Origin of the sequence: Roseateles sp., assembly GCF_036486225.1 — a bacterium.
Lineage (GTDB): Bacteria > Pseudomonadota > Gammaproteobacteria > Burkholderiales > Burkholderiaceae_C > Roseateles.
Genome location: NZ_DASVNZ010000205.1, coordinates 14316 through 31312 on the forward strand (window position 1 = coordinate 14316; position 16997 = coordinate 31312).

The 16997-nt window shown below is 68.4% G+C and carries 19 protein-coding genes; 7 read left to right on the forward strand and 12 right to left on the reverse strand.

Annotation, left to right across the window (positions count from 1 at the left end; genetic code table 11):
* Positions 1–201 precede the first annotated feature (201 nt).
* Genes VF536_RS14275 through VF536_RS14290 form a run of 4 tightly spaced genes read left to right on the forward strand, consistent with a single transcriptional unit; the run spans position 202 to position 4249 of the window.
* The gene (locus tag VF536_RS14275) at positions 202–1629 is read left to right on the forward strand and encodes a circularly permuted type 2 ATP-grasp protein (protein ID WP_349257489.1); all 1428 of its coding nucleotides are present in this window, start codon (positions 202–204) and stop codon (positions 1627–1629) included.
* 3 nt (positions 1630–1632) lie between these two features.
* Positions 1633–2601 (forward strand): alpha-E domain-containing protein, encoded by a 969-nt coding sequence (locus VF536_RS14280; RefSeq protein ID WP_331615525.1) that lies wholly within the window; start codon positions 1633–1635, stop codon positions 2599–2601.
* 16 nt (positions 2602–2617) lie between these two features.
* Entirely contained in the window at positions 2618–3463 is an 846-nt protein-coding gene (locus VF536_RS14285) for a transglutaminase family protein (protein WP_331615526.1), read from the forward strand.
* Between the two features lie 51 nt (positions 3464–3514).
* A complete protein-coding gene (locus VF536_RS14290) occupies positions 3515–4249 on the forward strand; it encodes a proteasome-type protease (RefSeq protein WP_331615527.1) in 735 nt (244 codons plus the stop codon).
* A gap of 16 nt (positions 4250–4265) precedes the next feature.
* Here the strand turns inward: VF536_RS14290 and VF536_RS14295 are convergent, their stop codons facing one another.
* The 11 genes from VF536_RS14295 to VF536_RS14345 form a co-directional block, all read right to left on the reverse strand.
* Positions 4266–4745, reverse strand: a complete 480-nt coding sequence (locus VF536_RS14295) for a nuclear transport factor 2 family protein (RefSeq protein ID WP_331615528.1) — start codon at positions 4743–4745, stop codon at positions 4266–4268.
* Positions 4746–4793: 48 nt separating this feature from the next.
* Positions 4794–5204, reverse strand: a complete 411-nt coding sequence (locus VF536_RS14300) for a hypothetical protein (RefSeq protein WP_331615529.1) — start codon at positions 5202–5204, stop codon at positions 4794–4796.
* Positions 5201–5911: a DUF433 domain-containing protein gene (locus VF536_RS14305; RefSeq protein WP_331615530.1), complete on the reverse strand. Its 711-nt coding sequence runs from the start codon at positions 5909–5911 to the stop codon at positions 5201–5203. Before VF536_RS14305 ends, VF536_RS14300 begins: the two co-directional genes overlap by 4 nt.
* A gap of 100 nt (positions 5912–6011) precedes the next feature.
* Positions 6012–6779 (reverse strand): amino acid ABC transporter ATP-binding protein, encoded by a 768-nt coding sequence (locus VF536_RS14310; protein ID WP_331615549.1) that lies wholly within the window; start codon positions 6777–6779, stop codon positions 6012–6014.
* A gap of 40 nt (positions 6780–6819) precedes the next feature.
* Positions 6820–7473 carry an amino acid ABC transporter permease gene (locus tag VF536_RS14315; protein WP_331615531.1) on the reverse strand — a complete coding sequence of 218 codons (654 nt, stop codon included), beginning with the start codon at positions 7471–7473 and terminating at the stop codon, positions 6820–6822.
* Complete coding sequence (locus VF536_RS14320) at positions 7470–8141, reverse strand: amino acid ABC transporter permease (RefSeq protein ID WP_331615532.1); 672 nt, start codon at positions 8139–8141, stop codon at positions 7470–7472. Before VF536_RS14320 ends, VF536_RS14315 begins: the two co-directional genes overlap by 4 nt.
* Before the next feature lie 59 nt (positions 8142–8200).
* A complete protein-coding gene (locus VF536_RS14325) occupies positions 8201–9025 on the reverse strand; it encodes a transporter substrate-binding domain-containing protein (protein ID WP_331615533.1) in 825 nt (274 codons plus the stop codon).
* The gene (locus tag VF536_RS14330) at positions 9022–9822 is read right to left on the reverse strand and encodes a GntR family transcriptional regulator (protein ID WP_331615534.1); all 801 of its coding nucleotides are present in this window, start codon (positions 9820–9822) and stop codon (positions 9022–9024) included. The genes VF536_RS14325 and VF536_RS14330 overlap by 4 nt, the downstream gene beginning before the upstream one ends.
* 149 nt (positions 9823–9971) lie before the next feature.
* Complete coding sequence (locus VF536_RS14335; RefSeq protein WP_331615535.1) at positions 9972–10748, reverse strand: hypothetical protein; 777 nt, start codon at positions 10746–10748, stop codon at positions 9972–9974.
* 98 nt (positions 10749–10846) lie between these two features.
* Positions 10847–11707 (reverse strand): carboxylating nicotinate-nucleotide diphosphorylase, encoded by an 861-nt coding sequence (gene nadC / locus VF536_RS14340; RefSeq protein ID WP_088405662.1) that lies wholly within the window; start codon positions 11705–11707, stop codon positions 10847–10849.
* A 36-nt stretch (positions 11708–11743) separates the two neighbouring features.
* Entirely contained in the window at positions 11744–12442 is a 699-nt protein-coding gene (locus VF536_RS14345) for a fumarylacetoacetate hydrolase family protein (protein WP_331615536.1), read from the reverse strand.
* 99 nt (positions 12443–12541) lie between these two features.
* On the opposite strand from VF536_RS14345, the gene VF536_RS14350 reads away from it, so the two are divergent.
* The gene (locus tag VF536_RS14350; RefSeq protein WP_331615537.1) at positions 12542–13780 is read left to right on the forward strand and encodes a septal ring lytic transglycosylase RlpA family protein; all 1239 of its coding nucleotides are present in this window, start codon (positions 12542–12544) and stop codon (positions 13778–13780) included.
* A 3-nt stretch (positions 13781–13783) separates the two neighbouring features.
* Here the strand turns inward: VF536_RS14350 and VF536_RS14355 are convergent, their stop codons facing one another.
* Complete coding sequence (locus tag VF536_RS14355) at positions 13784–14557, reverse strand: SDR family oxidoreductase (RefSeq protein WP_331615538.1); 774 nt, start codon at positions 14555–14557, stop codon at positions 13784–13786.
* Positions 14558–14649: 92 nt separating this feature from the next.
* On the opposite strand from VF536_RS14355, the gene VF536_RS14360 reads away from it, so the two are divergent.
* A complete protein-coding gene (locus VF536_RS14360; protein WP_331615539.1) occupies positions 14650–15804 on the forward strand; it encodes a GGDEF domain-containing protein in 1155 nt (384 codons plus the stop codon).
* Positions 15804–16994, forward strand: a complete 1191-nt coding sequence (locus VF536_RS14365; protein WP_331615540.1) for a GGDEF domain-containing protein — start codon at positions 15804–15806, stop codon at positions 16992–16994. Before VF536_RS14360 ends, VF536_RS14365 begins: the two co-directional genes overlap by 1 nt.
* Positions 16995–16997: the final 3 nt, after the last annotated feature.

The following is a 16997-nucleotide window of genomic DNA, read 5'->3' on the forward strand; positions in this document are numbered from 1 at the left end:
AACGCGGGATAGTGCCACTGCACCAGCGGCGGGCAAAGCCCGACCCTCTGTGGGCACCGTCGCGGGGCGGGGTTTGCAGGCGCACCAAAAGCGGTCAAGCTGGAGGCCTGACCGGCCCGCCCGCCGGACGGGGGTGGGCACGGCGCTTGCAACCGGCCCCTTCCGACCGCCACCCGGAGGCGGTCCGTCCCTGGAGACCTCATGCATGCGCTGACCCTTCCGGCCCCTGGCCACTATGACGAGATGCTGCTGCAAAGCGGCGCGATCCGGCCCAGTTACCAGGACTTCGCGGACTGGCTGCACGCCCAGACCCCCGACGCCCTCGCCAAGAAGCGGGCCGAGGCCGACCTGCTGTTCCACAAGGTCGGCATCACCTTCGCCGTCTACGGCGACGAGGCCGGCGCGGAACGCCTGATCCCCTTCGACACCGTGCCCCGCATCGTCCCCGCCGACGACTGGCGGATGCTGGAACGCGGCCTGCGCCAGCGCGTCACCGCGCTCAACCGCTTCCTGTGGGACATCTACCACGACCACGAGATCGTCAAGGCCGGCCTGATCCCCGCCGAGCAGGTCTTCGCCAACGCGCAGTACCAGCCGGCAATGCAGGGGCTGGACCTGCCGCTGGGCGTCTACGCGCACATCACCGGCGTGGACCTGATCCGCCATTCCGACGGCGGTTATTACGTGCTGGAGGACAACCTGCGCGTGCCCTCCGGCGTCAGCTACATGCTGGAGAACCGCAAGATGATGATGCGGCTCTTCCCGGAGCTGTTCGCGAAGTACCCGATCGCGCCGGTCGCGCACTACCCGGCGCTGCTGCTGAACACGCTGCGCCAGGCCAGCCTGGCGGACAACCCGACCGTCGTGGTGCTGACGCCGGGGCCGTTCAACTCGGCCTACTTCGAGCACGCCTTCCTCGCCCAGCAGATGGGCGTGGAGCTGGTCGAAGGCCAGGACCTGTTCGTCAAGGATGGTTTCGTGTTCATGCGGACCACCGTCGGACCGAAGCGCGTCGACGTGATCTACCGCCGCATCGACGATGCCTTCCTCGACCCGCTGGCCTTCCGGTCCGATTCGATGCTGGGCGTGCCGGGGCTGCTGTCGGTCTACAAGCAGGGGCACGTGGTGCTGGCGAATGCGGTCGGCACCGGCGTCGCGGACGACAAGTCCATCTACCCGTACGTGCCGGACATGATCCGCTTCTACCTCGGCGAGGAACCCATCCTGCACAACGTGCCGACCTGGCAGTGCCGCAAGCCGCAGGACCTGGAACACGTGCTGGCCAACATGGCCGAACTGGTGGTGAAAGAGGTCCACGGCGCCGGCGGCTACGGGATGCTGGTCGGACCGGCCGCGACCGCGGCCGAGGTCGCGGACTTCAAGGAACGCGTCAAGGCGAATCCGTCGAACTACATCGCGCAACCGACGCTGTGCCTGTCGAGCTGCCCCACCTTCGTCGAGCGCGGCATCGCGCCGCGCCACATCGACCTGCGACCCTTCGTGCTCTCGGGGCGCGAGGTCAACATGGTCGCCGGCGGTCTGACGCGCGTGGCGCTGAAGGCGGGCTCGCTGGTCGTCAATTCGTCCCAAGGTGGCGGCACCAAGGACACCTGGATCCTGGAGAACTGAACCATGCTCAGCCGTACCGCCGCACAGCTCTACTGGATGAGCCGATACATGGAGCGCGCCGAGAACCTGGTGCGCATGCTCGACGTCACGCATTCGCTGTCGCTGCTGCCGCAGTCGCGCGGCGCCGCGACGGAACTCGCCGCGCCGCTCGCCGTGACCGGCACGCTCGAGGCCTACCAGGCGCGACATCCGCAGTTGAGCGCCGCGCAGCTCTTCCGTTTCATGGGGATCGACCTGGAGAACCCCGCCTCGGTGCTGTCCTGCATCCGGCAGGCGCGCGAGAACGCGCATGCCGTGCGCGGTCAGATCACGGCCGAGATGTGGGAAGCCATCAACACCAGCTGGCTGGAGGCTCGCGAGCTCGCGCGCAAGGGCGTGGCCGAGCCGTCGTCCTTCTTCGACTGGGTGAAGGAGCGGTCCCACCTGTTCCGCGGCGCGACCTACGGGACGCTGCAGCGCAACGACGCGTACTGCTTCATCCGGCTGGGCACCTTCGTCGAGCGCGCGGACAACACCGCGCGGCTGCTGGACGTGAAGTCGCAGCTGATCGCGCCGGCGGTGGACACGCTGGCGCCGGTCGACGCACCGAGCGAAAGCGCGCCGGACTTCTATGCGTGGAACGCGCTGCTGCGCTCGCTGTCGGCCTTCGAGGCGTACCACGCGGCCTACCGCGACAGCCTGAACGGCCGCCGCGTGACCGAGCTGCTGATCCTGCGGCCGGACGTGCCGCGCTCGCTGCGCGCGTGCTGCGACGAGATCCGCGCGGTGCTGCCGCAAATCGAGGCGCGCGAGGGCTCCGAGGATGCGGGGCGCAATGTCAAGCAGAGCGCCGGCCGGCTGGCGCTGCGACTGGAGTATGGTGCGGTGGACGAGATCCTCGACCAGGGGCTGCATCCCTGGCTGACGGGTTTCCTGCAGGACTCGGCGCGGCTGGGCCGCGACATCCAGCAGGCCTACTTCGAGGCGCAGTGAAACCAGGGACGGCGCCATGCATCTGCACATCTCGCACGAGACCATCTATGCCTACGACTCGCCGGTGGCGCGCAGCACGCAGTACCTGCGGCTGACGCCGCGGCCCACGCGTGGCCTGCGCGTGCTGCACTGGCAGCTGGAGCTGCCGTCGCCCGCGAGCGCCTGCAAGGACGCGTTCGGCAACACGATGCATGTGCTGAGCCTGGACGGCCCGCGGCGCGACATCGTCCTGCGCGCGATCGGCGAGGTCGACACCGACGACGCGCCGCCCACGCCGGATCCTGAAGAGGACCTGCCCTCCCCGCTGTTCCTGCGCGACAGCCCGCTGACGCGGGCGGACGACGCGCTACGGCAGTTCGCCGGCGGCTTCGCGGAAGCGGCGAAGGCCGATGCGCATGGCGCGTTGCTCGCGATGATGGCGGCCATCGGCGAGCGCATGCCCTATGTGCGCGGCTACACGGACGCCGCGACGCCCGCGGCGGAGGCTTTCCAGACGGGTCATGGCGTCTGCCAGGACCACGCGCAGGTCTTCGTGTGCTGCGCGCGGCTGCTGGGGCTGCCGGCGCGTTACGTGTCGGGGTACCTTGCGACGGACTTCGAGCATGTGGCGAGCCATGCCTGGGCGGAGGTGCGCCTGCCCGCGGCCGACGACGCCGACCCCGCCGCCGCGCACGGCATGGCGGGCGGGTGGCTGGGTTACGACATCAGCAACCAGTGCCTGGCGGACGGGCGTTACGTGAAGCTCGCGACGGGTGCGGACTACCTGGACGCGTGCCCGGTGCGCGGTGTCCGCACCGGCGGCGGGCTGGAGACGATGCGGGCGCAGGTGCATGTGAAGCCCGGCACGACCGATCAGCAATGAAGATGCACCACGACGGCGCGCTGCAAGCCTGATGCGCTAACCTTCCGCCCCATGACTTACTGTGTTGCCATGCGGCTGCGTGCCGGCCTGCTGTTCGCGTCGGATTCGCGGACCAACGCGGGCGTGGATCACATCGCCACGTTCCGCAAGATGAATCTGTTCGAGCAGCCCGGCGAGCGCCTCATCACGCTGCTGACGGCCGGCAACCTAGCCACGACGCAGAGCGTGGTGAGCCTGCTGCGCCAGCGCGCGACCGCCGACGGCCGTCACCTGATGAGCCTGACGTCGATGTACGACGTCGCGGAGCTGGTGGGCAAGACGCTCAAGGAAGTCGTCGCGCGTGACAGCGACGGCGTCGGCCAGTTGAACCAGGGCGTGGACTTCGGCGCCAACTTCATCGTCGGCGGGCAGATCCGGGGCGAGGCGCCGCGCGTCTTCCATGTCTATCCGCAGGGCAACTTCATCGAGGCGACGGAAGACACGCCTTACGTGCAGATCGGCGAGTCCAAATACGGCAAGCCCATCATCGACCGCGTGATCGACTTCGACAGCTCGCTGGCCGAAGCGACGAAGTGCGCGCTGATCTCGTTCGACTCGACGATCCGGAGCAACCTGTCGGTGGGGTTGCCGATCGACATGCTGCTCTACAAGACCGACAGCTTCGCGCCGGCCGAGCCGCACCGGATCACCAAGGACGATCCCTACTTCAAGACCATCAGCCAGGGCTGGGGCGGCGGCTTGAAGCGGGTGTTCGAGCAGTTGCCGGACGAAGACTGGTTCGCGTGAGCGGACGGCAAGCCGGTCACGGCTTGCCCTGGCAGTCGCAGACCTCGCTGCCGTTGTCGAAGACGACACGCCAGCGGCCGTCGACGTCAAGGCGCCATGTGGACGCGAAACGCGCCACCAGCTTGTCCTTCACATGCACTGGGCCGGTGGAGTAGCCGAGCTTGCCGTCGGGCAGCACCTCGACGAGATCGGGCGCCCAGGAGAACGGCGCTTCCGCGCTGTCGAAGAAGCGCTTCCAGTGCGCCAGAACGGCGGCTCGGCCGCGCAGCGGCCGCTTGCCGTCGATGAACACTGCGTCCTCGGCAACGAATTCGGCGAAGGCCTTGAAGTCTCGTTTGGCCATCGTGGCGGCGAAGGCGATTTCAGCATCGCGCACAGGATTGCTGACACCTGCAGCGGATGGCGCCGCAGCCTTCGAGGAATTCATCGCGGTCGCGCTCAATACACCGGACGTCAGCGCAAGCGTGGATCGGAGGATCGAGCGGCGGTCAGGCATGGCGGGGCTCCTCGGCGAGTAAGGCGGAGTCTAGCGACCACGTGAAGGCTAGAAGGAAGTCAGCTTGCGCGCCGATCCTGTTTTCCACGGCACGCGATAAAGGCCGTTGCGAGCCGTCTCCACGTGCTCAAGGATGATCGGCCACCATTCGACGAGGCGCTCCGCAATGGCCCAGAAGCCATGCCCGCTCCACTGCGGATCCAACACGTAGCCGATGAGCTCGTTGCGATGAAAGGTCGTCCTCTCGTCGCCGCCCTGTTTCTTGAACTTGTCATTGGTCACCACCACCCAATGGGGCCCGTGGTCCTGCAGACGACTGAGCCACACGACATCGTCGGCGCTTTGCGGGAAGAGATCCTTGAGATGGTGGACCTGCTCCACAACGCACTCCTGGCGGGAAAGCGCCCCGATCGCCTTGGCCAGATCGATCGACAGGTTGTTGTCGAAGATGAATTTCATGCCGCCGCCAACCGTTCTTCGTAGGCGACCGCCGCCATGACCTCGTTGGGCGTCACCCGCCAGATGCGCGAGACGAAGTCCGTATTGCCTCCCTCCGCCCGATGGGAGAGAAACAGCGTCTCCGTCGACACATTGATCCGTGTGAGGATGGGCTCGCCAAAGCACCTCGCCGGATCGAGCACAACGACGCGCTCGTTCGGCACCGGGAACCATCGACGCGAATTTCCGTCCGTATCGAATTCGACGCCGTCGAACAGCGAAGGACGGATGACGCTGTCCAGCACCAGTTGCCGCGCTTGCACGTCAAGAAGACGCGAGGGCTGACCGTCGATACCGACGATGTCCATGAAGATGCGTTTCCCATCCGACAGGAATCGCCGAGACTGCAGCGGATACGGTCCCATCTGCTCGCGAGCAAGTTGGATGGCTGCTCGGACCGTTTGCAGCGCCACACCTTGCTCGACCAATCGTGCGACCACCCGCAACTCCATGAGGTCCTTGAACCCGAGCACATGCCGGTCACCGATCTCTTCATCGTCAGAGTACTGCAGTGACCACAGCGGCGGCGTGATGCTCAGACCGTTCTTCGTCTTGCGCGAACTTCCCTTCAGCCATCGGCGCACGCTGCGCAAGTCCAGGCGAAGAAGCCGAGCGGCCTCGTAGGTGGAGTAAAGACCGGTACCGACAAGCGAATGACGTTGACTCATGACGAAGCAGTTTAGGAACGCTTCGTGAGTCCGGATTCAAGCCAGCCGGGGGATGTTGCCGCCGAGACACGCCCCATCGGGCGCCCCCTTCAGTGGGAACTCAATCGTCGAGCGACTTCAGGAACTGCTTCAGCTCCGGCGTCCTCGGCGAGCCGAAGACATCGGCGGGCGTGCCGATCTCATGCACCCGTCCCTGGTGCATGAAGATCACCCGATCCGCGACCTTGCGCGCGAAGTTCATCTCGTGCGTGACCATCAGCAGCGTCATGCCTTCGTCGGCCAGCGACTCGACGACGCGCAGGACCTCGCCGACCAGCTCAGGATCCAGCGCCGAGGTGATCTCGTCGCACAGCAGCACCTGCGGCTCCATCGCCAGCGCCCGCGCGATCGCGCCGCGCTGATGCTGACCGCCCGACAGCTGATCGGGCATCGCATCGAATTTCTCCGCCAGGCCCACGCGCGCCAGCAGCGCGCGCGCCTGCTCCGCGGCGTCCTTGTCGGAGCGCCGCTTCACCAACGTCGGCGCCAGCATTACGTTGCGGCCGACGCTCAGGTGCGGGAACAGGTTGAAGCTCTGGAAGATCATCCCGACCTGCTGCCGCAGCGCCCGCATCGCCATCGCGCTCTCGTGCAGCAGCGGCTTGTCGGCCACGCGCAGCGAGCCCTCCTGGAACTGCTCCAGGCCGTTGATGCAACGCAGCAGCGTGCTCTTGCCCGAGCCGCTCTTGCCGATCAGCGCGATCACCTCGCCGCGCATCACGTCCAGGTCGATGCCCTTGAGCACTTCGTTCGTCCCATAGGACTTGCGCAAGGCGGTGATGCGCACGATGGGCACGCCGGGAGCAGGCATCCCCATCGGCGGGTTCATGTCGTCGATCGGGTGGTCGATCACGTGATCGATCAGCTTGTCAGGCAGTGCGGCCATGCTGCTTCCTTTCGAGGTGTTGGGCGGCCAGGCTCACGGGAAAGCACAGCACGAAATAGAACAGCGCCACGCAACCGAAGACCAGGAAGGGCTTGAAGCTCGCGTTGGCGATCATGCCGCCGGCCTTGGTCAGCTCCACGAAGCCGATCACCGACGCGAGCGCGGTGCCCTTGATGACCTGCACCAGGAAACCGACCGTGGGCGCGATCGCCAGGCGCGCCGCCTGCGGCAGGATCACGTGGCGCAGCTGCTCGCCGAAGCTCATCGCCAGGCTGCGCGCGGCTTCCCATTGGCCGCGCGGCACGGCCTCGACGCAACCGCGCCAGATCTCGACGAGGTAGGCGCTCGTGTAGAGCGTCAGCGCCAGTGAGGCCGCCGTCCACGCCGAGACGTCGATGCCCAGCAGCGACACGCCGAAATAGGCGAGGAACAGCTGCATCAGCAGCGGCGTGCCCTGGAAGATGCCGACGTACGCGCCGATCACGCGCTGCGTCTTGCGGCCCAGTCCGATGCGCAAGCACAGCAGCGTCGCGCCGACCAGACCGCCGCCGATGAAGGCGATCAGCGACAGCGCCACGGTCCAGCGCAGGGCGAGCGCGAGGTTGCGCAGGATGTCCCAGAGGGTGAACTCGATCATGAGGGTCTCCCGCCGCCGAAGAACCACTTCGGCCCGGCCCAGAGCAGGAAGCGCCGCGTGACCAGCGACAGCGCCAGGTAGATCGCCAGCGCGACGAAGGTCGCCTCGAACGCGCGGAAGTTGCGGCTGTGGATCAGGTTGGCGGCGTAGCTCAGTTCCTCGGTGGAGATCTGACCGCACACCGCCGTGCCCAGCATCACGATGACGATCTGGCTGGTCATCGCCGGCCACACGCGCTTGAAGGCGGGCGGCAGGATGACGCGCGTGAAGACCTGCGTCGGTCCGAGGGCCAGGCTTTGCGCCGCTTCCCACTGGCCCTTGGGCGCGGCCTGGATGCCGGCGCGCAGGATTTCGGTGCCGTAGGCGCCGAGGTTGAGCGTCATCGCGATCAGCGAGGCGGCCTCCGGCGACAGCTTCACGCCCAGCGCCGGCAGGCCGAAGAACACGAAGAACAGCTGCACGATGAAGGGCGTGTTGCGCAGCAGCTCGACGTAGACGCCGACGCCGCGCCGCAGGGCCGTCGACCCGCAGGCGCGGGCCCAGGCGCCCAGCGTCGCGATGAGCAGGCCGAGCGGCACGGCGATCACCGTGAGACCGACCGTCCACGCGAGGCCGCGCAGCAGCAGCGGCCATTCGGCGAGGACGGCGCCGAAGTCGAACTCGATCATGGGCGGCTCCCGGGGTGCCTGCTAGACGCGATCAATGTCGAGATGCAGCGAGTCGCCGCTCAGAGCGGCAGCTCGCCCGCGCCGCGGCCCAGCCACTTCTTGGAGAGCGCTTCGAGTTCCCCGCCCTGCTTCGCGGCAGCGACGATCGCGTTGACCTTCGCCAGCAAGGCGTCCTCGCCCTTGGCCACGCCGATGAAGCACGGGCTGTCCTTGAGCAGCAGCTTGTATTCGATGTTCAGCCCGGGCTGGCGCTGCATCAGGTTTCCGGCGACGGCGGCGCTGGTGGCGACCACCTGCGTCTGGCCGGCGGCGAACGCGGCAATGGTCGCGTTGTTGTCCTCGAAGCGCTTGAACTCCAGCGTCGTCGGCGCGACCTTGGCGAGCTCCTGGTCCTCCATCGCGCCGCGCGTGACGGCGACGGTCTTGCCGGCGAGGTCGGCGAAGCTCTTGATCGCCAGGCTCTTGGGCGCGAAGACGGCTTGATAGAACGGCGCGTAGGCCGAGCTGAAGGCGATGACCTTCTCGCGTTCCGGGTTCTTGCCGAGCGTGGAGATGACGAGGTCGGCCTTCTTCGTCTGCAGATACGGAATGCGGTTGGCGCTGGTGACCGGCACCAGCTCGACCTTCACGCCGAGCTTGGCGGCGATCAGTTCGGCCATCGCGACGTCCAGGCCTTGCGGCTTCATGTCGGGACCGACGAAGCCGTAGGGCGGGTAGTCGGTCGGGATCGCGATCTTGATGGTCTTGGACTTGGTGATGGTGTCCAGCGCGGTCTGCGCCTGCGCGCCCAGCGAGAGGACGCCCAGGCCGAGACCGAGACCCACCGCCAGCAGCAGGCGACGCGGCAGGAAAGCGCGGACGGAGGGACGGACGGCGTGGCTCATAACAAGGCTCCTAGGTAGGGGGCGGGGGCGGAATCGGAAACGTCGGCAGCCGCCGTGCGTGCGCGCGAGCGGCGCGCTGGCGAGGCGGAAGTCGATGAGACGGAAGACGATGCGGAGGCGCTCGACGCCAACGGCGAGAGCGCCTGCCGTAGGTGATGCAGGGGGTCGTCGGTCTGCGTCTCGAGCTGCAGCCCGGCCTGCACACTGGCGAGGTGTTCGGCCATCAGCGCCTCGGCGCGGACGGCGTCGCCTTGCTCGAGCGCGGCCACGATGGCGACGTGCTCCTGGCAGGACTGCGCGGCGTCGTGCGACGACTGGTAGAGCATCGCGATCAACGTGGTGCGCGCGGTGTAGTCGCGCAGCGTGTCGGCGAGCAGGCTGTTGCCGAGGCACTCGGCCAGGCAGACATGGAAGTCGCCGAGCAGGAAGCTGCGCGCGCCGACGTCGTCGCCGCGCAGGGCGGCCTTCTCCTGCGCGAGGTGCTTCTTCAGGCGCGTGAGCGCGGGCTTGTCGAGCGGCCGTCGGCCGCGGAGCAGACCGAGCTCGATGACTCGTCGTGCTTCGAAAGCTTCACGGGCTTCGTCCCGCGAAGGGGCGATGAGGTACCAGCCGCGGCGCGCGCTGACGGTCACGATGCCGCGCGCGGCGAGCCGGGTCAGCGCCTCGCGGACGATGGTGCGGCTGCAGTCGAAGAGCAGCGCCAGCTGCTGCTCGCCGAGACGCGTGCCCGGCGCCAGCTTCTGCGCCAGCACGGCATCGATGATGCGTTGGCTGATGTCGGTGGCGGTGATGCCCATGCACGGGGCTTTGCAGCTTCCGTGCCAGCGCGGGTCCACCCTGCCTTCCCAGGCTCATCTGTCTTGTATGCAAGACAGAACGGCACCCGCGCACCGCCGTTGCGCACAAGCTTGGTGTGGCGGGCACTGTCGCAGTGCCTGTCTGGCCGTCAATGCGGCCACGGGGCTTCGATGTCGTTCATCGCAGGCGGGCGATGACGATCGTCCTCTTCGGATAGTTCCGCCTGATCCATCAAGAATGGAGCGTGCTTGATCTTCTGGTAGAGATTCAGCAGTCGACGCTCCGCCTTCTCGAGAAGGGTGTCATAGCGCATCAACGTGATCGTGGTCTGGGGCCCGGCATTCCAGAACTCCTCTTCCCCGCGTTGGATGCCCTCTCCAAGAACATAGCAATCAATCTTCGTGTGAGCTTTGAAGCATCCGTGATTCCGAAGCTCCTTCACGTACTTCACCACCTGCGACCGCTCGGTATCCCCGATCTCCGTGCCGGTCGTCTTCAGTTCGATGAGTGCGAGATGCTTGATGCCGTTGACCTCATGCACGGCGTCGTAAGACGGGCAGGCGTAGAGCCCGATGCTGCTATCGGGTAACACAACGAAGTCAGGACGATTTCGGGAGCCGACTGCCGTCGGATCCTTGAGGAATTTCCGGATCACTCGCGTCATGCCTGCGTTCGCCGTGAACTCGGCCGACTCGAACTCCGGACCAAACATCCACAACCCGCGCGCGACGAGCGGTTGCAGTTCGTGGACTTCATCGACGCCCACCACATCGAGCTTGCCGCGAAGCTCGGCGATCAGTCGCAGGCGGCACTCGACCTCGTTGAGCACCAGCGTCGCCATGCTGGCCGGCCAGCGGCTCAGGATGTCGCGGAGCGCGCCCGCATTCGCATTGGGCACGTGTTCATCGTTGCAAGCATCAATCAATACTGTCTCCTTCGGTTGGGAAGGAAGTCAGTGTCTGAAAGAACTTCGGCGCCGAATATGGCGCCGAATTGCAGGAGTCGCTGATATCGAAGTCAGCGTCAGCCGTCGACCCGCATCGAGTAGTCAACCGCCTTCGCGTCCTTGGTCAGGCGCCCGACCGAGATGCGGTCGACGCCCGTCGCCGCGATCCAGCGCAACTGGTCGATGGCCACGCCGCCGGACACCTCCAGCAAGGCCTGACCCCCGGCGATCGCCACCGCCTCGCGCATCATCGGCTCGCTGAAGTTGTCCAGCAGCACGCTGACCGCGCCGGCCTTCAAGGCCTCGCGCAGTTGCTCGATGGTCTCGACCTCGACCTGGATGGACACGCCGGCCTCCAGCGCCTGCGCCTGCTGCAACGCCTGCGTCACACCGCCGGCCGCGGCGATGTGGTTCTCCTTGATCAGGATCCCGTCGTAGAGGGCCAGGCGTTGATTCGCCCCGCCGCCCACGCGCACCGCGTACTTCTGCGCCAGCCGCAGGCCGGGCAGCGTCTTGCGCGTGTCCAGCACCGCGCAGCCGCGCGGGTTCGGGCTGGCGCCTTCGATCGCGCGCGCATGCGCCCGCGTCGTCGTCGCCGTGCCCGACAGCAGCTGCAGGAAGTTCAGCGCCGGCCGCTCGGCCGACAGCAGCGACCGGCCTTCGGCCTCGATGCGGCAGACCACCGTGTCGGGCGCCATGTCGGCGCCTTCCTCGTACGACCACTCGATCCGCGACGACCCGTCCAGCGCGAGGAACACGCCCTCGAACCAGTCGCGCCCGCACAGCACCGCCGCTTCGCGCACGCGGACATGCGCCGTCACGCGCCGGCCCGCCGGCACCAGCCGCGCGGTCCAGTCGCTGACGCCGATGTCCTCGAACAGCGCATCACGGATGTTGCGCGCGCGGGCCTCGTCCAGGGTCTCGTTGTGATCGAACATCGTCTCGCGTTTCCGACTTGCGCTCGTTGCGCCTGTTTACTCGGCCTCGCCGATCGTGATCGACAGCTCGCCGAAGCCCTCGATCACGCCGGTGATCTTGTCACCCGGCTTCACCGGGCCGACACCTTCCGGCGTGCCCGTGTAGATCAGGTCGCCCGGCTCCAGGTGATAGAACTGCGACAGGTTGGCGACCAGCTCCGGAATGCTCCAGATCATGTCCGACAGGTCGCCGCGCTGCTTCTCCACGCCGTTCACCGACAGCGTGATCGCGCCCTTCGTCAGGTCGCCCTGCTCCGAACGCGGCACCAGCTCGGTGATCACCGCCGAGTGCTCGAAGCCCTTGCCCAGGTCCCACGGCCGGCCGATGGCCTTGGCCTCGTTCTGCAGGTCGCGGCGCGTCATGTCCAGTCCGGCGGCGTAGCCCCAGACCGCATCGCCGGCCTGCTCGGGCGTGGCCTTGAACACCGGCTTGCCGATCGCGACGACCAGCTCCATCTCATAGTGCAGGTTCTTCGTGCCCGGCGCGTACGGGATCGTGCCGCCCGACGGCGCCAGCGCGCTGGCCGGCTTGGTGAAGTAGAACGGCGGCTCGCGATCCGGGTCGCTGCCCATCTCACGGGCGTGGGCGGCGTAGTTGCGGCCGACGCAGAAGATGCGGCTGACGGCGTAACGCGCGTCGGTGCCGCGCACGGCCACGGCGGCCTGCGGCGCTGGGGAGAAGATGTAGGTGCTCATGACGATGCGGACGTAACGATCGAAACGATCATGAAAGGGAAGGAGGGTGCGCGCAGCATAACCTTGGCAAATCCGCGCCGCATTGCTAGGGTTGCGGCCATGTTTGAAGCCCGCCCCGCCGGTCAACGCCTGGCCGTCCTGACGTGTGCCCTGATCCTGGCCGCCTGTGCCAGCCGCGGTCCCACCCCCTCCCGTCCCGCTCCCGGCGGTCCCAAGGTCTCCTCCTGGCCCGACCGGGACGGCCCCGACGCCGTCGTCCCCCCCGACCTCAAGAAGGTGCCCGACGCGGTGCCCAAGCTGGAATCCATCCGCAAGGGCGGTCCCAACAAGCCCTATGAAGTGCTTGGCGAACGCTACGAGCCGATCGCCGAGGACAAGCCGCTGGTGCAGAAGGGCCTGGCGTCCTGGTACGGCCGCAAGTTCCACGGCAAGCCGACGTCCAGCGGCGAGATCTACAACATGTACGCGATGACGGCCGCGCACGCGACCATCCCCATTCCGAGTTACGCCCGCGTGCGCAACCCGAAGAACGGCCGCGAGATCATCGTGCGCATCAACGACCGCGGCCCGTTCCACAAGGGCCGCATCATCGACCTGAGCTACACCGCCGCGCTCAAGCTGGATGTGCTCAACGGCGTCGCGCCGGTCGAGATCGAGCGCATCACCTATGAGGACATCCGCACCGGCGCGTGGACGCGCGACCGCGACACGATGTCACCCGATCCGAAGGTCGCCCCCGACACCCCCGTCTACGCCGCCGCCACGCCCAGCGGCGCGCCCGACCTGACGACCACCGCGCAGCTGCGACCACCGGTCACGCCGGTGCCCGCGCAGGTGCCGCTGCCGGCGCCGGTGATCGCACCGGTGGCCAAGGCGGACCGGCCCGCGACGTCGTCGATGCCTTCCGCGTCACCCTCGACGGCCACCGCGGGAATGGCGGACGCGGGCATGACGCCCATCCCCATCACCGCGCTGCCGCCCGGCAGCGACCTGCCGCCGTCGGGCCAATCCAAGGCCGACGCGATGGCGGTCGCCACCGCCGGCGCGATCGCCGCGACCGACTCTCAGGCGCCGGTGCCCGCGCTGAAGATCGCCGCCGCCGCGCAAGGCTACTGGCTGCAGTTCGGCGCGTTCTCCCGCATGGAAGGCGCCGAGCAGCTGCGCGAACGCTTCACGCGCGGTATGGAAGAACTGGCGCCGATGCTGACGATCTTCAAGGACAAGAACCTGCACCGCCTGCAGGCCGGTCCGTTCGCGAGCCGCGAGGATGCCCGCGCCGCCGCCGACCGCGTCCGCACGTCGATGGCGCTGACGCCCATCCTGGTCGAGCGACGCTGAGGCTCAGCGCCCGCCAGCCACGTCCAGCGTGGCCCCCACGGTGAAGCTGGCCGCATCGGACATCAGCCAGGCGATGGCCTCGGCGATCTCCTCCGCGCGGCCGAGCCGGCCGATGGGAATGCCCTTTGCCGCCTCCGCCAGCAACGTGTGGAGTTCCTCCGCGGGGAGGCTGTCGGCATGGATGTCGGTCTCGATCACCCCGGGACGCACGCCGTTGACCCGGATGCCCTGCCCGATGAGCTCATGCGCCAGGCTCAGGGTCAGCGTGTCCACCGCGCCCTTGCTGGCCGCGTAATCCGAATAGAGGTGCGGCGATCCGCGCTGCGCCGCGCGCGACGACAGGTTGACGATCGCACCGCCGTGTCCGCCGTGGGACGTGCTCATCCGCGCGGCGGCCTGCTGCGTGCAGTAGACCAGTCCGAAGACGTTGACCTCGAAGACGCGCCGCAGGCGCTCGGGCGTGAGGTCCGCGAGCGAAGCCTTGCGGGCCACCATGCCGGCGTTGTTCACCAGTCCGGTGAGCCGGCCGAGCCGCGCGTCGACCTCCGCGAACATCGCCGCGACCTGCGCGGGATCGGCCACATCGGCGCGTATCGTCACCGCGCGCCGACCCTGCGCCCGCACGCGATGCGCGACGGCCTCGGCCGCGTCGGCATCCTGCCGGTAGTTGAGGGCAAGGTCATGACCGCGCGCCGCCAGCAGCAACGCCGTCGCCGCGCCGATGCCGCGGCCGGCGCCGGTGATCAGCGTGATCGGGCGATCGACCTCATCGGTCATTGCTGCGGAACCGTCGGCCCGCTCGGAGTCAGGGACACCATTTGTCATGGGCGCGATTGTGCGCTCGGCATCGCTTTGCGATGATGGTCTGCATGCCGCCGCTCGACGCCGCCACGCTGCTGATGGTGATCGCCGTGATCGACGCCGTCGCGTGTGTCGTCTGGCTCGCGCTGGGCGAGGTGCTGCGCATCGCGCCGCGCGCGTCGCGGCGGATCTCCGCCCACCACGGCCTGCTCGCGTTGAGCTGGTGGCCCGCGCTGCCGGCCTCGATGGAGCGGCTGATCGGGCTGCCGCTGGACCTGGTCGCCGCCGGCTTCCTCACCGCCGGCGCCCGCGCCCTCACGCGGGACCGCGACAACGCCCGCGACATCGTCGCCATCGTCGCGCTCGGCGTCGTCGCGGTCGCCTGCACCGCCGGCGATCCCGACCCCGACCGGGCGCGCGCCTTCTCCAACGTCATCGTCGGCTTGCTGGCGCTGATGGCGGCGCGCGACGTGGCCGTCGGCGCGGGCTTCCGCATCGGGTTCACCGGCGTGCTGACCCTGCCCTTCGGCGCCTTCGCCGTCGTCTGCTTCTGGCGCTCGGCGACCTTGCTCGGCTGGCTGCCTCCGGCGTATGTCCTGGCGGGACCGGGCGTCAACGTGCCGCTGGTCATGCTGGTCCTGATCATGGACGTGACCATGGCTACCGGGCTGATCGCGCTCGTCATCCAGCGCCTGATCGCGCGGGTGCGTCACCTGATGCGTCGCGACGCGTTGACCGGCCTGCTCAACCGCCGCGCGCTCGAGGAGCACCTCGCCCGCATGCAGGCGCGCACCGAACGGGGCCGGCGCAACGCGGTGCTGATGCTGGACGTCGACCACTTCAAGCGCATCAACGACGAACTCGGGCACGCGGGCGGCGATGCGGCGCTGCAGCACCTGTCGGCCGTGCTCGGCGCGACGCTGCGCGACGCGGACTGCTTCGGCCGTCTCGGCGGCGAGGAGTTCGCGGTGCTGCTGCCCGACACCGACCTCGACGGCGCGATGCTGGTTGCCGAACGTCTGCGCGAACTGCTGCAGAAGCAGCCGCTGGCCTGGGGCGACAAGCTCTGGCCGATCAGCGCGAGCTTTGGCGTGGCGACGATGCGGCCTGGAGACGCCAACGGCCACGACGCGCTGTCGCGGGCCGACGCGGCCATGTACGCGGCCAAGGCCCGCGGCCGCAACCGCGTGCTGCGCGCCGCGGGCGAGACGGAGTTCGCCTGATGCTGCCCGTCGCCGATCCCGTCTCGCTGATCGCCGCGCTGGTGGTGCTGTTCGGCGTGGCCGCCGCGGTCTGGCTGATGATGGCCGTCGGCCTGCGCGAATCGCCCTGGGCCTGCGCGAGCGTCGCCGGCGCGAACGCGGCGCTCGGCGCGTCCTTCCTGCTGCAGGAGCCGCTCGGCCTCGTGCCGCGGATGGATTACGGCTGGCCGGACTTCCTGTCGGTGGTGGCCTTCGGACTCATCCGCATCACGGTCCCGCTGGTCGGCGATCGGCCGGCGCCGTGGCGCGCGACCTTGCTGGTGGTCGTCGGCGTCAGCCTCCTCACCGCGCGCTTCACCGCCGGACCGCAGGCGCTGCCGCACAAACTGGTGCTCTTCGGCACGATGTGCGTGCTCGCGCTGCTGGCAGCCCTCGACGCCTGGCGGTTGATGCGCGCGCGCGGCCTGCAGGTGCGCGCGGCGCTGATGCTGGCCTCGCCGCTGGTCGTCGTCGGCCTGCTGCTGCTCTCGCGGCCGCTGGAGGCGGCGCTTGCGCCGGGCCGCACCGGGGACCTCGACGTCGTCAGCGCTTTCAACCTCGCATGGCTGTGGGCTTCGCTGGTGCTGGCGCTGCTGATCAACGGCTGGATCGCCTTCCTGCTGCTGATGAAGCTGGTGCTGGAGATCCGCCGGCTGACCGAACGCGATCCGCTGACCGACGCGCTGAACCGGCGGGCGCTGTCCGAGGCCGTGGACCTCGAGCACTCCCGCCTGATGCGCGGCCACGGCTACGCGCTGGTGCTGCTGGACATGGACCGGTTCAAGCACCTGAACGACACGCTCGGCCACGCGGCCGGCGACGCGGCGTTGAAATCGCTGGTCGTGCTGCTGCGCCCCTGCCTGCGCGAGGTGGACCGCCTCGCCCGCCTGGGCGGCGAAGAGTTCTGCGTGCTGCTGCCCGACACCGGCATCGCCGGCGCGGCGCTGGTGGCGGAACGGATGCGGACGCTGCTGGCGGAGCATCCGTTCACCTGGGAGGGTCAGGCCTGGCCCCTCACCGCGAGCTTCGGCATCGCCGAGTCCGCGCCCGAGGACGCCAGCGCCGCGGAGGTGCTCAGGCGCGCCGATCTGGCGCTCTACGGCGCGAAGAGCCAGGGCCGCAACGTCGTGCAGGCGGTGGAGCTGGAGCCTGCACCGAAGCCGGTGCCCTGAGCC

Excerpts from the sequence above, each read along its gene's own strand:
- VF536_RS14285 (WP_331615526.1), top strand. The coding sequence starts at position 2,618 with ATGCATCTGCACATCTCGCACGAGACCATCTATGCCTACGACTCGCCG.
- VF536_RS14280 (WP_331615525.1), top strand. The coding sequence starts at position 1,633 with ATGCTCAGCCGTACCGCCGCACAGCTCTACTGGATGAGCCGATACATG.
- VF536_RS14355 (WP_331615538.1), bottom strand. The coding sequence starts at position 14,557 with ATGACCGATGAGGTCGATCGCCCGATCACGCTGATCACCGGCGCCGGC.
- VF536_RS14310 (WP_331615549.1), bottom strand. The coding sequence starts at position 6,779 with ATGAACCCGCCGATGGGGATGCCTGCTCCCGGCGTGCCCATCGTGCGC.
- VF536_RS14275 (WP_349257489.1), top strand. The coding sequence starts at position 202 with ATGCATGCGCTGACCCTTCCGGCCCCTGGCCACTATGACGAGATGCTG.
- VF536_RS14325 (WP_331615533.1), bottom strand. The coding sequence starts at position 9,025 with ATGAGCCACGCCGTCCGTCCCTCCGTCCGCGCTTTCCTGCCGCGTCGC.
- VF536_RS14295 (WP_331615528.1), bottom strand. The coding sequence starts at position 4,745 with ATGCCTGACCGCCGCTCGATCCTCCGATCCACGCTTGCGCTGACGTCC.
- VF536_RS14330 (WP_331615534.1), bottom strand. The coding sequence starts at position 9,822 with ATGGGCATCACCGCCACCGACATCAGCCAACGCATCATCGATGCCGTG.
- VF536_RS14365 (WP_331615540.1), top strand. The coding sequence starts at position 15,804 with ATGCTGCCCGTCGCCGATCCCGTCTCGCTGATCGCCGCGCTGGTGGTG.
- VF536_RS14305 (WP_331615530.1), bottom strand. The coding sequence starts at position 5,911 with ATGAGTCAACGTCATTCGCTTGTCGGTACCGGTCTTTACTCCACCTAC.
- VF536_RS14300 (WP_331615529.1), bottom strand. The coding sequence starts at position 5,204 with ATGAAATTCATCTTCGACAACAACCTGTCGATCGATCTGGCCAAGGCG.
- nadC (WP_088405662.1), bottom strand. The coding sequence starts at position 11,707 with ATGTTCGATCACAACGAGACCCTGGACGAGGCCCGCGCGCGCAACATC.
- VF536_RS14315 (WP_331615531.1), bottom strand. The coding sequence starts at position 7,473 with ATGATCGAGTTCACCCTCTGGGACATCCTGCGCAACCTCGCGCTCGCC.
- VF536_RS14345 (WP_331615536.1), bottom strand. The coding sequence starts at position 12,442 with ATGAGCACCTACATCTTCTCCCCAGCGCCGCAGGCCGCCGTGGCCGTG.
- VF536_RS14320 (WP_331615532.1), bottom strand. The coding sequence starts at position 8,141 with ATGATCGAGTTCGACTTCGGCGCCGTCCTCGCCGAATGGCCGCTGCTG.
- VF536_RS14350 (WP_331615537.1), top strand. The coding sequence starts at position 12,542 with ATGTTTGAAGCCCGCCCCGCCGGTCAACGCCTGGCCGTCCTGACGTGT.
- VF536_RS14290 (WP_331615527.1), top strand. The coding sequence starts at position 3,515 with ATGACTTACTGTGTTGCCATGCGGCTGCGTGCCGGCCTGCTGTTCGCG.
- VF536_RS14360 (WP_331615539.1), top strand. The coding sequence starts at position 14,650 with ATGCCGCCGCTCGACGCCGCCACGCTGCTGATGGTGATCGCCGTGATC.